General features: G+C 44.3%; 13 protein-coding genes. 5 read left to right on the top strand and 8 right to left on the bottom strand.

All coding sequences use genetic code 11. The annotated features are described in order from the left end of the window. Positions 1-163 precede the first annotated feature (163 nt). On the top strand, positions 164-1576 hold the full coding sequence (locus IEV39_RS02700; protein WP_005287118.1) for a molybdopterin-binding domain-containing protein: 1413 nt from the start codon (positions 164-166) through the stop codon (positions 1574-1576). Positions 1577-1644: 68 nt separating this feature from the next. On the opposite strand, the gene IEV39_RS02705 is transcribed toward IEV39_RS02700, so the two are convergent. Further along, positions 1645-2868 carry an MFS transporter gene (locus IEV39_RS02705; protein WP_005287115.1) on the bottom strand — a complete coding sequence of 408 codons (1224 nt, stop codon included), beginning with the start codon at positions 2866-2868 and terminating at the stop codon, positions 1645-1647. A gap of 150 nt (positions 2869-3018) precedes the next feature. Here IEV39_RS02705 and IEV39_RS02710 point away from each other — a divergent pair, with 150 nt between their 5' ends. Both IEV39_RS02710 and IEV39_RS02715 read left to right on the top strand, forming a co-directional pair. Then, positions 3019-3795: an AraC family transcriptional regulator gene (locus IEV39_RS02710; protein ID WP_005287111.1), complete on the top strand. Its 777-nt coding sequence runs from the start codon at positions 3019-3021 to the stop codon at positions 3793-3795. Between the two features lie 91 nt (positions 3796-3886). After that, a complete protein-coding gene (locus tag IEV39_RS02715) occupies positions 3887-5038 on the top strand; it encodes a winged helix-turn-helix domain-containing protein (RefSeq protein ID WP_005287109.1) in 1152 nt (383 codons plus the stop codon). Positions 5039-5242: 204 nt separating this feature from the next. Here IEV39_RS02715 and IEV39_RS02720 read toward each other — a convergent pair whose 3' ends face one another. After that, positions 5243-6493 (bottom strand): MFS transporter, encoded by a 1251-nt coding sequence (locus IEV39_RS02720; RefSeq protein WP_005287105.1) that lies wholly within the window; start codon positions 6491-6493, stop codon positions 5243-5245. Positions 6494-6555: 62 nt separating this feature from the next. After that, positions 6556-7707, bottom strand: coding sequence for an acyl-CoA dehydrogenase family protein (locus tag IEV39_RS02725; RefSeq protein WP_005287102.1), 1152 nt, complete (start codon positions 7705-7707; stop codon positions 6556-6558). A gap of 328 nt (positions 7708-8035) precedes the next feature. Here IEV39_RS02725 and IEV39_RS02730 point away from each other — a divergent pair, with 328 nt between their 5' ends. Next, a complete protein-coding gene (locus IEV39_RS02730; protein ID WP_005287099.1) occupies positions 8036-9253 on the top strand; it encodes a CaiB/BaiF CoA transferase family protein in 1218 nt (405 codons plus the stop codon). 162 nt (positions 9254-9415) lie between these two features. Beyond that, on the top strand, positions 9416-10261 hold the full coding sequence (locus IEV39_RS02735; RefSeq protein ID WP_005231232.1) for an IclR family transcriptional regulator: 846 nt from the start codon (positions 9416-9418) through the stop codon (positions 10259-10261). A 25-nt stretch (positions 10262-10286) separates the two neighbouring features. Here IEV39_RS02735 and IEV39_RS02740 read toward each other — a convergent pair whose 3' ends face one another. The 5 genes from IEV39_RS02740 to IEV39_RS02760 form a co-directional block, all read right to left on the bottom strand. Continuing rightward, entirely contained in the window at positions 10287-11462 is a 1176-nt protein-coding gene (locus IEV39_RS02740) for an MFS transporter (protein ID WP_005287095.1), read from the bottom strand. Positions 11463-11531: 69 nt separating this feature from the next. After that, complete coding sequence (locus IEV39_RS02745; RefSeq protein WP_005287092.1) at positions 11532-12374, bottom strand: IclR family transcriptional regulator; 843 nt, start codon at positions 12372-12374, stop codon at positions 11532-11534. Between the two features lie 107 nt (positions 12375-12481). Continuing rightward, positions 12482-13687 carry a 3-oxoadipyl-CoA thiolase gene (locus IEV39_RS02750; RefSeq protein WP_005287089.1) on the bottom strand — a complete coding sequence of 402 codons (1206 nt, stop codon included), beginning with the start codon at positions 13685-13687 and terminating at the stop codon, positions 12482-12484. Between the two features lie 14 nt (positions 13688-13701). Continuing rightward, positions 13702-15225, bottom strand: coding sequence for a 3-hydroxyacyl-CoA dehydrogenase (locus IEV39_RS02755; RefSeq protein WP_005287087.1), 1524 nt, complete (start codon positions 15223-15225; stop codon positions 13702-13704). Positions 15226-15286: 61 nt separating this feature from the next. After that, on the bottom strand, positions 15287-16048 hold the full coding sequence (locus tag IEV39_RS02760) for an SDR family oxidoreductase (protein ID WP_005287084.1): 762 nt from the start codon (positions 16046-16048) through the stop codon (positions 15287-15289). Positions 16049-16070 lie beyond the last annotated feature (22 nt).

A 16070-nucleotide genomic window follows, 5' to 3' on the forward strand; every position in this document is an offset into this window, starting at 1 on the left:
TAAATCATTTAAAATGCCCTGGCTTTTTTTGCTGGGGCTTTTTCTTTAATATCTTTATTCTTCAGTATGAAGGGATAATCATATTTTAAAAAGCTGTCATATTTTTATCATTATAAATAATAGAGTCGTACTCACTTTATCAGTACGCTGCGGAATAATATAGATGTTCAATCGATTGCCTGTACCTGAAAACCTTCCCTGTAGATTAACGGATGCCTTTTACCGCATTCATCAATATTTGCCAAAAGGAAATGTAAAACAGCGGGTTAAGCTGGATGATGCACTCAATCAGATCAATACCGATGATCTTTATGCATTACAGGATTTCCCCCTGCATAATTTTTCTGCCTATGAAGGCTGGGGCATTGATTCGAATATCACTCAGCAGGTTAGTTCAAAAAATCTGGTGATAGAAAGAGATTTGTATTTCTGGACACAGCAGTTATATCACTCTATTAATCCTTATAAACTCGATCTGGACAGATATATAATCAAGATACCTAAATTTACCAGACTTCCTGAAGGGGTAGATACTATTATTTTAGAACAGGATAAGCGCTTAGATTTCTCTGGTAAGAGCAGCGGTGTAAAAATAAAAAAAACCATTGCGCCGATGCAAGGTGTTATTCAACAAGGCAGTGTGTTTAAACAAGGCGATTTAATCATTGCAAAAAATCAGAAAATTACACCTGAACGCTTAGTCGCACTCAGACGTGCGGGTATTACAGAGCTTTCTATTTATCGACACCCTAAAATACTGATTGTTAATATGTTTCCTTTCGATCAAGCGGGGGAAATCAGTGAAGAATGCTTATACCTCAAAGATCTGTTAAAAACATGGGGGTATGGCGAGGTTGAAATTAAACCGCATAAACCGGCACGTTATGACGGGGCATTTAATTACCATCAAGAAGCTGGACATCCCGCATTAGATGGAAGCTTGACTTCCGCTTGGGACGAATATCATCAGTTTTTTGACGAGCAAATCCCTGAGTTTGACATTATTTTATGCTGGTCACCTTTAAATCATTATGGTTCTGGATTGGGGCTTTCAAAGCTGGCTAACTTTTATCAAGGCAATGGTGATGGTCCCGTTACGACCTGTTGTATGCCAGCCAGTGAATTCCGGATTTTTCAGAGTAATGACCGAAGCCCTAGACTCACTCAGGTCGTAAACCGTTATGGTGAACGTGGGCAGTTAAGGGAAATACGTACAGAGATCACTGAAGATCGAACGACAATTATCAGCCTACCTGGCAATATGCATGACGTTGCGTTGTTGATGCACGTATTTGTGAAATATATTTTAAATAAGCATGATCCTGATTTTTTTGAGAATCTGTATTTGCAAGGCAGGATCGACCAGCAGCTTGAGCCTGATCCAAAGTATAGAACATTATTATGGGGACGCTACCAGTTTGAAGCAGATGGTCAATATTCGCTACAGATCATTCCACAACAAGCTTTTCAGATCGATGGTTTTGCTGCTGCCAATTGCATTATCATTGTTCCATTTGCAGAGCCGCCGATTCAGTCTAGTGAATCCGTGTATTTTATTAAAATAGATCAGGTCTGAATCACTTTAATGTTTTACAGGTCAGACAACAGCCGAGAGTGGCTGTTGTCTGATAGGGAAGATAAAAATTACTTTTTAGTGTTGGGTAATAACGCAGTCATAAAGCCTAACAAAGGTAGGAAAGAACAAAGTTTATAGACCCAGACAATGCCATGTGTATCCGCCAAATGACCTAAACCTGCTGCACCAATTCCACCAATACCGAACATCAAGCCAAACATTAAGCCTGCGACCATGCCCACCCGGCCGGGTACCGCTTCCTGAGCATAGACCACCAACGCAGAGAAAGCAGAAGACATCACTAGACCAATGATAATCACCAGAATGGCAGTTCCCGTTAGGCCGACATAAGGCAGCATCAGGGCAAATGGCGCAATCCCCAGGAAAGACACCCAAACCACGGCTTTACGTCCGATACGGTCACCGACTGGACCACCTGCAAAAGTACCGAGTGCAACAGCGCCTAAAAATATAAATAGGTAGAGCTGAGAGGTTTGAATTGAAACATTAAATCTTTCAATGAGGTAAAAGGTAAAATAGTTGGTAATGGCTGCGATATAAATAAACTTGGCAAATAGTAAAATACAGATCACGGTCATGGCCTGAATCACCTGTTGACGCGTCAAGGTCGACATAGCACGTTGACTGGCGAGGCGTTGTACTGGTGCTTGTTTAACCAGCCATTTGGTTACGCGTAACAACACGAAAATAGCTAAAGCAGCGACTAAAACAAATAAGCCAATTGCACCTTGTCCGTGAGGAATAATCACGGCAGCAGCGACTAAGGGGCCAAGGGCTGAACCGGTATTTCCGCCAACCTGAAACATGGATTGCGCCGTACCAAAACGGCCACCCGAAGCCGTGCGCGCAATACGGGAAGCTTCAGGGTGAAAGGTGGATGAACCCACCCCAATCAGTGCCGCAGCAAAAAGTAGGCTGTGATAACTGCCTGCTGTTGCCATCAGTCCAATGCCAATGAGCGTGGCAAACATCCCGGCTGGAAGTAAATACGGTTTAGGATGTTTATCGGTATACAGGCCGATCCAGGGTTGTAATAATGAGGCCGTGATTTGATAAACCAAAGCAATCCAGCCAATCTGGGCAAAACTCAATGAAAACTCTGCTTTGAGCAGAGGATAACTTGCAGTGACCACCGCCTGAATCGAGTCATTTAAGAGATGGGCAAATGCGACTGCACCGACAATACCTAACACGAATTTTTGTGGTTGATCCTGTGGTGGACATTGCGCTTGTGGACCTGTGTTCTCAAGCGTCCCTGTATGATTTGCCATGCGTGCTCCAACATGCTGTTTTAGCTTAAATCGTGCTATTGAAGAAGGTTTGTTTTTCAGCATTTATATCCTAAACTGAACTGAAAGCGGCCCACAATCATATTTGGGACATATAGTATCGAGTTCAGGCCATTTTGAAGGACCAAGGCAATGCGTAATATTCAGGTCAACGATTTTGAAGATGTCGCCCGTAATGTGATGGCGACGGGCAATGATTATGTGGATGGCCAGATTCTGGCAAGCCATCGTCATGCCCGGGGACAATGCCTATATGCGATCACAGGGGTATTAACCGTCACGACCAGTAAAGGCAGCTGGGTGGTGCCGCCAAAACGGGCACTCTGGATTCCCGCTGGAATTGACCATGAGGTACACATGGGGGGACTCACCAAAACACGAAGCGCTTATATACTTCCAGACATTGCAAGCAAGGCAGGCTTGCCTGGTGATTGTGCGGTGATCAATGTATCGCCGTTATTACATGAACTGTTATCTAGCGCAGTAGATTTGCCTGCTGAATATGAACTGGGCGGGCGGGATGACTATTTGATGCAACTGATTATTGCAGAAATTGCCTTGATGCCTGAATTGCCGTTGAATGCACCTTTGCCACAAGAGCCACGTCTGGCAGCATTATGTCTGCAACTATTAAAAGCACCGAGCTTAGATCATGATCTGGATGAGATAGCCGAACGGGTCGGGATGAGCCGTCGTAATTTCACCCGAATTTTTCGGCAACAGACGGGGATGAGTTTTAGCCATTGGCGGCAACAGGCTTGTTTACTCAATGCCTTGACGCGTATGGAGCTGGGACAGTCGATTACCGAGGTGGCAATTGCGCTTGGTTATAGCAGTAGCAGTGCATTCACAGCAGCATTTAAACGTTCTTTAGGACAGGCACCACGCTTTTATATACAGGCCAAATGATCAGGCCGGATGTGTTAATGTATAGGGGCTGGGTTGACTCAATGCATGAGCCTTCCACTGGATTCACGAAAACAATATAAATGATAAAACTATGCTTTCATTATTAAAAGCTTTGGCCTTGTCTCATCAAGGTCTGCACAAAAATGACATATTCGGTGAGGGATTATCCGGAACCCTGAACGCGATTGAACATCTGGGCTATGTGCAAATTGATACCATTTCAGTGGTTGAGCGTGCCCATCACCATGTCTTGTGGAATCGGGTGCCTGATTATCAGCTGGATTATTTAAATCAGCTGGTGCAACAGCAACAGATTTTTGAACACTGGGCGCATGCAGCTTCTTATCTGCCGATGCGGGATTATCGTTATGCCATACCATTGATGAATGCAATCCGAAAGGGTGAAAGCCGCTATTACAGGGCTGATCAGCGTTTGATGACTGAAATTCTGGCACGGGTCAGGGCAGAAGGTAAAATTCAGCTTCGACAGATGGAAAAGCAAACGCGGAAAGGTTCCGCTGGTTGGTGGAATGCCGGACCAAACCGAAAAGCGCTTGAACAGTTATTTATGCAAGGTGACCTGATGATCTGTGAGCGTAACGGGATGGAGAAAGTCTATGACCTGACGGAGCGCAGTATACCTCAGGGCATCGATCTCAGCACACCGACCTTGCATGAATATGCTGATTATTTGTTAAAAATGAATATACGGGCCCATGGCGTATTTACATGGAAACAGTTATTACATTTAAAGGGAAAAGAGCTACGTCATGTAATGCGTACTGTTCTGGATGACTATATTGATGCGGGTTTGGTGAAGGTTTTGCAACTCGAAAATGGACAGACGGTTTATGCTGCCAGCGCAATATTGGAACATCAGCCCATCATTCAGCCGGAACTAAAAATATTGTCTCCTTTTGATAATCTGGTGATTCATCGGGAGCGCTTGGATTGCTTATTTGACTTTAATTATCGCATCGAATGCTATGTCCCCGCCGCCAAAAGACAATACGGTTATTTTTGTTTACCGCTGTTGTATGCAGATCGCTTTGTGGGTCGTATCGATTGTAAAGTGCATCGACGTGAAAAGCGACTAGAAGTCATTGCTCTGCATTTGGAAGATCCGAATATGCAGGATTGGGAGGCTTTTATCAACGCTTTAGAGCTGGAGTTACAGCGTTTCGCTGAATTTAATCAGTGTACGGTGATTGATGTAGAAAAGATCAGCCATTTAATGCGTTAACGCTTGCCATTGATAGGTTTGCTTTTTTTAAACCTAGCCCTCGAGAGGACTAGGTTTACCTAAAAAGTTCAATCTTAGAGTGATCAATACCCTAAGCTTTTGGGTAAGAAGAAGATGAATTCTCCTGCATGAATACATTGAACAGATCAGTATATTCAAGCCATCATCGCGTAACGCTACCCCATGATGTTCAGTAATATCCTTTTAAGAGTTCTGTGGATCATATTGTTTTTCCTTGATAAACAGTGCCGGAATCACACCACAGATCAGGTAGGCTGCACCCATGACCACAAAACCCAAACCGATCGAACCGCCAGAGGCTAAAAAGCCGATGGTGGCTGGCGCAATTGCGGCACCTAAACGACCGACATTGTACGCACCGCCAATCGCGGTACCACGGATAGCAGTCGCGAAACTCTCAGTCATATAGGTTGCATTTACGCCGTATGGGATGCCATATAAGAAGCCGAATGTGACCAGTAAAAACAGAATATTGTCTGGAGAGTTATAAAACACAATCAGCGGGAGAAAAATCGCAGTGCCAATTGCCCCAAAGGCATAGGTAAAACGGCGACCCAGTTTATCTGCCATCATACCTGCCAGTACTTTACCCAGAATCATGGCAGTATAAGTGCCGACCATATACGTGGTCATTTCCTTAAACTTCATGCCCAGTTCACTTTCCAGATAGGACGGCATCCAGTTATTTACGCCGTAATAACCGAACTGTAGGAAACCTGCGGTTAAAGCCCACAAAATAAACATGTTCCGATTGCGTTTATCTTGAAAGATCAGTTTGAAGGCAGAAGTTTTTTCGGTATTTGCTGGGGCATTTGACTGTTTTAAACGGGACTGCTGCCATGCTTCAGGTTCTGGAACAAGCAGATGCATCAATACGGCAATCATGACCGGAACAATCGCGACATAAAACAGCATACGCCAGCCATGATCAGGAATAATCCAGCCAGCCAGAAGCGTTGCTACAATATATCCCACAGTCCAGCCAGCCTGTAAGGTGCCGAGTACAGTGGTGCGATAGCGGGTAGGAACATATTCTGCCATGAGGGTATTACAGGCAATATAAAGTGAACCCAGACCAAGTGAAGCAAAGAATCTTAATATTCCGAATTGCATAAAGCTTTGGGTAAAACCCAAGCCACACGTTAATAGCGAAAAGGTGAGAATAGAAATCACAACGATGCGGACGCGTCCGAATTTATCGCATGCCCAGCCGCCAAAAATCCCGCCAATTGCCATACCTGCCAAGGTAAAACTACCCAGCATTCCAGCCTGAACCGAACTTAAGCCAAACTCTGCCTTGATACTGTTTAAGCTATAAGACAGCAGCATCAAATCGGCACCATCGACCAGTAGAGCCAGAAAGGCAAAAATAAAAGCAATTTTCCAGGTGCGGGCCTGTACAGCGGAAACGGGTGAGTTGTCGTGTGTAGCCATAATCCATTACCTACATTTGATTTTTAAAGCACCTTAAGTCGTTTAAAGTGCTGGGGAATTGATTAAGAGGCCGCCCGGATCATGTTTCGGGCAATAATCATTTGTTGAATTTGCGTGGTACCTTCATATAAACGGAACAGGCGGACATCACGGTAAAAGCGTTCGATGGCATACTCACTGATGTAGCCGGCGCCGCCATGAATCTGTACACAACGATCCGCCACGCGACCGCACATTTCAGTGGCAAACATTTTGGCGCAAGAGGCTTCTGTACTGACGTTTTGTCCGTGATCGCGTAAGCGTGCTGCATCCAGCACCATACATCGAGCTGCATAGATTTCGGCTTTAGAGTCAGCCAGCATGGCTTGAATCAGTTGAAATTCGGCAATCGGCTGACCAAACTGTTTACGCTCAATCGCGTAATTCAATGCATCATCCAGCATTCGTGTTGCTGCCCCGACACTGAGCGCTGCAATATGCAGTCGGCCTTTATCCAGAACTTTCATCGCCGTTTTAAAACCGATCCCTTCGATCCCACCAATCAATGCCGAAGCGGGTACGCGACAATTTTCAAAAATCACATCACAGGTATGCGCACCTTTTTGTCCCATCTTTTTATCGCGTTTACCAAGAGAAATCCCCAGGGTGCTGCTGTCCACGATAAAGGCCGAAATACCACCTGCACCTTTAATATCCGGACTGGTTCGCGCCATCACTGTAAATACACCTGCATGCGGCGCATTGGTAATAAAGCGTTTGGTTCCATTTAAGACATAGCAATCGCCGTCTTTAACTGCAGTTGTTTTTAGGGCGGCAGCATCCGAGCCGGCCTCCGGTTCAGTCAAGCAAAAAGAGCCGATCACTTCACCGCGTGCTAAACGGGGTAAGAAAGAAGATTTTTGTGCTTCAGTCCCATCAATAATGAGTCCACTAGAACCAATGCCATTATTCGTTCCAATAAAAGAACGAAAGGCAGGAGAGGTACGACCAAGTTCGAAGGCGATATAGACTTCTTCTTCCATGGTCAGCCCAAGTCCGTCGTATTCTTCTGGAATGGTTAAACCGAATAATCCGAGAGCTTTCATTTGCTCAACGATATCTTCAGGAATTTCATCCGTTTCAGCGACTTCATTCTCATGAGGAATCAAAACACCTTCAACAAATTGCCGAATCATATCGACCAGCTGGTTCAGCGTTTCCTGATCACGAATCATAGTCATATCCTTTGTACATACAGCTAAAAACAGCCATACGGTGTTCGTAAAATCATCAATATTGATGCGATAGTAATCAAAGAAAAGCCGCAAAACAATATATTTTGAAAATAAATTTCGCAATGCGATATATTATTTATATTTTGTTTTTTCTAATCTGTTGATTTAATTCATCTATATTTATTGGAAATTAATCATATTTTTTAATGAAAAATTAGGGTTTGATTTTTATAAATCTTGTTTGTATATTAAAAATATATATCGCTATGCGAAACTTTGTTAAATAAGTTTTCATCTGGGAAATAAGCTGTAAATTGAAGGGATAAACATGGGTGCTTTAAATGGAATTCGTGTACTTGATTTGAGTCGGGTGCTGGCTGGACCGTGGTGTGGCCAGATACTTGCTGATCTGGGTGCAGAAGTGATCAAGGTAGAACGGCCAAGGCTTGGAGATGATACCCGGTCTTGGGGACCACCCTGGATGAAGGATAATTCAGGACAAGACACGCAAGAGGCAGCTTATTATCAGTCGACCAACCGGAACAAGCTCTCGGTGGCGATTGATATTGCCAGCCCTGAAGGACAGGAGCTGATCAAGGCTTTAATTCAGGATAGCGATGTTGTCATTGAAAACTATAAGGCGGGTTCACTAAAAAAATATGGTTTGGACTATGAGTCTTTAGCTGCTATTAACCCTGAACTGGTGTATTGCTCGATTACTGGTTTTGGACAAACTGGCCCGCGAGCAGAAGAGCCTGGTTATGATTTTATTATCCAGGGCATGGGCGGGTTAATGTCCATCACTGGTGAAAAGGATGATTTGCCGGGTGGCGGTCCGCAAAAAGTCGGGGTGGCATTTTCGGATCTGGCGACCGGGCTTTATTCAACCATTGCCATTCAGGCTGCGTTGCTTAACCGCCATCAGACTGGTTTGGGGCAGTATATTGATATGGCGCTGCTTGACGTGCAAATTGCCACCATGGCCAATCAGGGCATGAATTATCTTTCATCCGGAAATATCCCCAAGCGTTATGGTAATGCACACGCCAATATCGTGCCTTATCAAGTGTTTAAAGCTGCTGATCGGGAGTTTATTATTGCCTGTGGCAATGATACCCAGTTTATTCAGTTATGTAGCAGTATCGGTTTAGCTGATTTACCGAATGATCCCCGGTTTCGACGCAATGCCGATCGTATCCGCTATCGTGAGGAAATCATCGGAATTTTATCCAAGCATTTTTTAAGCAAGAGCGCCGATGATTGGGTTGCTGCCATTCATGCCGCCAAAGTTCCGGTGGGTGTGATCAATAATCTGGAGCAGGCCTTTCAGGAGCCACAGGTGCAGGCAAGGGAAATGCTGGTTGAAATGCAGCATCCGCAACGCGAAAAGCTGACCGTGATTGGATCGCCGATTAAACTTTCAAGAACGCCAGTCGAGTATAAAACTGCACCGCCTTTATTGGGGCAACATACCGATACGATTCTCAGCCGGATACTTTCACCGGAAAAACTGCAGCAACTCAAGCTGAAAGGGATTGTTGGATAAAGCATGCACCTATGTCAAAATGCATCTGTATTTTGGCATGGGCTGTAGATGACCATTATTTTAATTGCCCGGATAAAGCAGAAAATGCTTTTCACTGTTTATTATAGAAAAAATAGATTATAATTTTCGCAGTGCGAAATAAAGAAGTAGATTGGTAGAATCATGAATGATGCCGTAGATGCAGAACAAACAGAAAAATTATTAGCGCCTTTAAGGCATGAACTATTGCATCCGATTGAAGACATGCAGGATGAAAATGACCGTCAATTTATCACGGCTTTAGCCCGCGGTTTAGAACTGCTACGTTGCTTTACCCCCAAGCATCAACATCTGGGCAATCAGGAACTGGCGCAGATGACGGGTTTACCCAAGCCAACCATTACCCGTTTAACCCATACCTTATCGCGTTTGGGCTATATCAAGCAGGTGCCAAATTCAAGTAAATTCCAGCTCTCGGTGGGGGTATTGGCTTTTGGTTATTCCATGTTGTCCAATGTGTCGATCCGCTCAATTGCACATCCCTATATGAAAAATCTGGCGGACTATGCCGGTGCTGCAGTTGCCATGGCTACACGTGATCGCCTGAATATGATCTATCTGGATGTGGTACAGGGCAAAGGCAATATGACCATGCGCCGTCAGGTGGGGACTTACTTACCTATTCATCTGAGTTCAATGGGACGTGCCTGTCTGGCCGCCATGCCAGAAGATGAACGGGAGTTTTTGCTGGATGCGATTCGTAGCAAGCATAAAGAGGACTGGATCAAGATTAACCGCGATCTGGATAAGGCCTTTAAGGATTATCAGGACTTTGGCTATTGTTTTTCCGTAGGTGAATGGCATAAGGATGTCAACTCGGTCGCTGTGCCCTTGGTTCATGAACAGCATGGTTTGCTGGTGTTTAACTGTGGCGGGCCAAGCTTTATCATGAACCGTGAAAAACTTGAGGAAGATATTGCACCGCGTTTATTACATATGGTGAATAATATCCGTACCGAGATTAGTTAAGTCTTATTGTTTTAAAAAGCCAGCATCAATCACTATGCTGGCTTTTGGCATCCCGAATACAGAAAAATAAACATAAAACCGCAAAAACAAGTCCCAGAATACAAACGCCTGTCCAGCCAAAATGTTTCCAGGCATAACTTCCAGCCGTAGTACCGAGCGCTCCACCTGCAAAATACCCCGTCATATACAGCGCATTAAAGCGTGAACGTAATTCCTGATTCAGCTTGAATACAATGCTCTGGTTGGTGACATGAACAGCCGATAGTGCTGCGTAGAGCAGAAGTAAGCCAAGGACATAAAAGAGAAAATGATAGGGAAGCAGGAGAAAGAACAGCCAGCTTAAAATCAGGCCAAGACCACAATAAACCGAAATTTTATGGACATAGCCCTGATCAATAAACTTGCCTGAAAAATTGGCAATAAAGGTTCCCAGAATACCGACAAACCCAAATAAACCAATACTAAAATCACTAAAAAAATAGGGTGCAGGCGCCAACAGCAGCGACATGGTGGTAAAAATCAGGCTGACACAGGCAAAAGTACACCCCCCGATATAGGTGCGTGTTCTAAGGCGAGGACTATTGAGAAAAATCTGTGGCAGTGAACGTATGCTGGAAAGATAGTTCTCGGATTTGGTTGGGGGAAACAATCCGATATTACGGTACAGGATAATCGCAATGGCCAGTAACAGAAATCCACTCAGCAGGTAAATTACATGCCAGTCAAACAGGGTAGACATCAGCCCGGAAAGGGAACGCGCCAGTAAAACCCCCATCATCAGGCCACTGAGCAGGAAGCCCACTACACGTCCGCTCTGCTGGATCGGAACCAGACTGGCGGCAAGAGGTAATAACAGCTGTGCCGAGCTGGAGAACAGGCCGGTAATGATGGTTCCCAAGATTAAAAGATAAATATTAGTGGCAAAACCACTGAGAATCAGTCCAAATGCTGCCAGTAACATAAAGCTAAACAGCAGTTTACGTTTTTCCAGAATATCGCCTAAAGGCATCAGGAACAGCAAACCACAGGCATAGGTAATCTGCGCCAGCGTGGGCACCCAGGCCGTGGTGGTTTCATCCAGACTCATGCTCAGGCCAATCGAATGAATTAAGGGCTGGCTAAAATAATTGCCGCCGGTACAGATACCTGCTGCAATTGCCATCAGGATGATGGTCGGGGTATAGAGTGCATTTTTCATCATGTCTATTGTCACAATGAAATTGGCATTTTAATCCTCAACCATGATCAGGCATCGCTCAATCTGGCTGTATTAATGTGTTTCACTCAAGGCATCTTGAATGTTATGTACCATATGGATTAAACGTGGTCCAATTTCACCTTCGAGTTTTTCCGGATTTAAATGGAAACTTGGTGCGCCGCAGTTAAACACATAAAGACCGTGTTTCGAGCTGACCAGAGGCACAGCGACCGAGTTCACTTCTTTATGCCATTCGCCTAGAGACAGGCAGTAGCCATAATCCTGATAATCACGGAATGCCCGTTCCAGAGAACGTTTGATTGCAGGCCAGTTTTCAGGATTTTTCTGTTTAAGCGCATCAAGTAAAAAATTACGTTCACGTTCAGGAGTTGCGGCTAAACAAGCCCGTCCCATCGAACTACTGTGCAGGGGTAAGGTTGATCCGATCGGGCGACGCATATTTAATGCAGTTTCGGTCTGGACCACATCGATATACACCATATTCAGGCGGTCACGTGTGGCCATGGCCACAGGCGCCTGAACGTACTGGCTCATCTCTTCCATATATTGATGCGCAATATTACGGATAGAGATATTGGACAGGGCGGCATAACCGAGAGATAAAACCCCAATATCCAGTGTATATTTGGTTGAGCCAGGCAATTGTTTCAAATAACCCAATGACACCAAAGTATTGGTAATACGGGCAATGGTGGGTTTGGGTAAACCGGTCATCTTGGCCAGTTCCTGATTTCCCAGCACTTGATTGTTGACCGAAAAACAGCGTAACAGTTCTAAACCACGTGCCAGAGAAGCGATAAATTGCGGATTATTTTCCCGATGAATATGTGAAATCGGATCTAGGCGTATCTCATCAAAGTTTATGGGTTGTTCAGTTTCAGGATTCTGAGACATTCGATACTCAAATATAATAAAGCAATAGCTTGTCATTATATTTCGCTCTGCAAAATAAATCCATTCATCACTGTGTCGTTGTGATGAATGGAGTGTCAATGACATGATTATGAAACGTTTTCAATCACCATCGCTAGACCTTGTCCGACACCTATACATAGGCTGACCACAGCATATTTCTTGTTACGGCGTATCAGTTCACGTGAAACTGTTAGGGCAAGACGGGCACCAGAAGCGCCGAGTGGATGACCAACAGCAATCGCACCTCCGTTCGGATTGACACGTGGATCATTAAAATCAACATTCAAGCCTTTTAAACAAGATAAAACTTGAGAGGCAAAAGCTTCATTGATTTCAATAATATCCATGTCATCTAAAGTAAGCCCTGCACGCGCAACTGCTTTTTTAATCGCTTCGATCGGACCTGCACCCATAATGCGTGGCTCAATCCCGGCCGCTGCTGCTGACAAGATTTTTGCCATTGGTTTTAGGCCATATTTTTGACCTGCTGCTTCTGAACCAATCAACAGAGCTGCTGCACCATCATTAATCCCTGATGCATTACCCGCAGTCACTACGCCACCTTCAAACAGCGGTTTTAGTTTGGTGAGGGCTTCAACCGTAGAGCTTGGGCGAGGATGTTCATCTTCTGAAACCAGTTTAGGCGGTAATTTTTTACCCTGAAATACCTCAATCGGCGTAATTTCATCGGCAAAGAAACCTTCTTGTTTGGCTTTTTGATATTTGGCTTGAGATTGGGCCGCAAACAGATCGGCCTGTTCACGGCTAATACCAAACTCGACCGCGACATTATCACCGGTTTCCGGCATTGAATGGCCGCCGTACTGGGCCGTAATCTTTTTATTGGGAAAACGAGAGCCAATGGTGGTGTCATAAAGTTTAGCATCACGGCTATAAGCACTTTCCGCTTTGCCCATGACAAAAGGTGCACGTGACATACTTTCTACACCACCTGCGATATACAGATCGCCTTCACCACAAGTAATGGCACGTGCCGAGTCAATTACGGCACCTAAACCACTGGCACATAAGCGGTTGACTGTCTGGCCCGGCACAGTGACAGGTAGGCCTGCCAGTAATAGCGCATTTCGTGCAACGTTACGGCTATCTTCACCCGCCTGATTGGTATCACCTAAAATCACATCTTCAATATCAGCACCCGGAACACCAGTTTTTTCTAGCAACTTTTGAATGACTGTTGCGGCTAAATCATCAGGACGAATGGAGGCAAGTTCACCGGCATGACGGCCAAAGGGACTACGTAAACCCTCATAGATATAGGCATTTAACATGGAGAAATTCCTTTTCAAGACTCATAAGTAAAAGTAAGAGGTAAATGAAGTGCGACACGACGCTGTAACCACGGACTAGGGCGGTAACGCGGGTCATGCGTAAGTGCTGTTATACGGTTCAAAATAAGTAAGATTTTTTGGCTGCCGACTTGATCACCCCATTCAATTGGGCCAAATGGATAGCCTAAGCCAAGACGTACCGCGGCATTAATGTCATCTACCGTTGCAATATTTTGCTGGGCAATATCGCAGCCTAAATTAATGACCATTGCTAAAACACGTTGTGCAACAAAGCCAATACTTTCATTAATCATGCTGACCATCCCGCCATCCAGATTGAAAATTGAATGAGCAGCCTGACGATATTCGGTTTTTGTGACCAGTGACGGCATTAAAGTACGGTGCTTTGCAATACCATAAAGCATGTCTATCGCAATCGCCTGTTCAGGGTTAACCCTTAAGCGTATAGCTGCTTGGGTGGTATCTTCACCGTAACAAGCGAGCAAACATAAGCTATCTGTTTGAGGTTCGGGATTGGTGTCTATGTCGATATTTTGCTGAGTTAAATAATCTTCGAGCTGTTTTTTATCGTCTAAGAAATCGGCAGCTACCCAAACTCTTGGATATTGCGCTAAACGCTCTACAAACTTGGCAGGTTGTTCACCTGTTTTTTCACCCGTTGCATAATTATAAAAACCTTGTTTGACCTTACGTCCAAGCTGTTTTGCTTCCAGCATTTGTTTGGTCAGTGGATTGGGTTTGTAGCGGGCTTCTTCATAATATTGATGATAAATCGACTCCATGACCGGATGGGAAACATCCAGTCCTGTGAGATCCATCAGTTCGAATGGTCCCATTCTAAAACCGACTCCATCACGTAAAATACGGTCAATTTCACTGATGTCACAAACATTTTCATTTAAAATTTTGAGTGCTTCCGTGCCATAAGCGCGACCAGCATGGTTAATAATAAATCCAGGCGTATCCTTGGCCACGACAGGACGATGACCAAATGCCCGAGACAGTTCAATTAATGCTTTAATAATCGCCGGATCGGTTTTCAAGCCTTGAATGACTTCAACCACTTTCATGAGCGGAACGGGGTTAAAGAAATGAAAACCGGCCACACGTTCAGGTCTATTACAGTTCGCGGCTATTGCAGTAATCGAAAGAGAGGAAGTGTTGGATGCTAAAATGGTGTGTTCAGAAACCACTGCTTCAAGCTGCTGCATCAAACTTTGTTTGATATCCAGACGTTCAATAATCGCTTCTACAATCAGGTCACAGTCTTTTAAATCTTCCAGTTGATGCGCAACAACTAAGTTCTTGTTTGCTGCTGCCGCCTGTTCAGTTGTAATTTTATTCTTATCCACCAGCTTCTGGAAAGTTGCTGCCAGTTTATCTTTTGCCTGTTCAGCTGCACCTGCTTTGGTGTCATATAAATAAGTGGTATGACCTGACTGTGCAGCAATTTGGGCAATTCCGCTGCCCATAATCCCGACACCAATCACAGCCATGCTTTTAATATCATAAGTCATGTCGATCATCCTGATGATTAATCTATATTTGAAATTAAACGGAAAAATAAAGTTGGGTGATTTAGCTTAGGCATTGCTTGTCACCATCAATCGGTAAAATCTGGCCTGAAATTGAACGTCCGCTATCTGAGGCCAGAAACAGGCATAAATCTGCAATATGTTTTGGATCGACAAAGTATTTGAGTGACTGATTTTTCAATGCGTTTTGAGTCACTTCTTCAAGTGAGGTATGGGCTATATCGGCACGGGCCTGTAATACACGCTGAACCCGATCACCATCGACCGCACCCGGAAGAATAGCGTTAACGCGAATATTGTCAGGACCAAGTTCCATGGATAGGGTTTTGGTAAAACCGATCAGGCCCCATTTTGAAGTGGAATAGGCTAAACGGTATGGATAGCCTAAGCGACCAGCAATAGACGACATATTAATAATTACGCCTGCCTGTGCTTGCTTTAAATAAGGAATGGCTAACTGGGTAATTAAAAAAGTGCTATTCAGGTTTAAATTAATCACCGTGTTCCAGTCTTCAAAACTTAGCTCATCTGCTGCAACAGTCGGACCTGAGATGCCCGTGTTATTCACTAAAATATCAATTCCGCCAAGTTTTTGAACTGCTTCGCCAAGCATCAGTTTAATTTGTTTTTGATCAGCCAAATCACAGCTATGTATGTGTAGTTTTGGATAGTCTTGTTGAAACTGTTCTAGGCTTTTAGTACTAATATCACAAACAAAAACTTCATCATGATTATTTAAAAATGCTTCGGCAATGTATCGTCCAATCCCGGAACCACCTGCACTAATCAATACTTTTCTGCTCATTTTCATTCCTTTGTGATTATCG

The sequence above is a fragment of the Acinetobacter courvalinii genome (assembly GCF_014635545.1).
In the GTDB taxonomy this organism is placed as follows: Bacteria; Pseudomonadota; Gammaproteobacteria; order Pseudomonadales; family Moraxellaceae; genus Acinetobacter; species Acinetobacter courvalinii.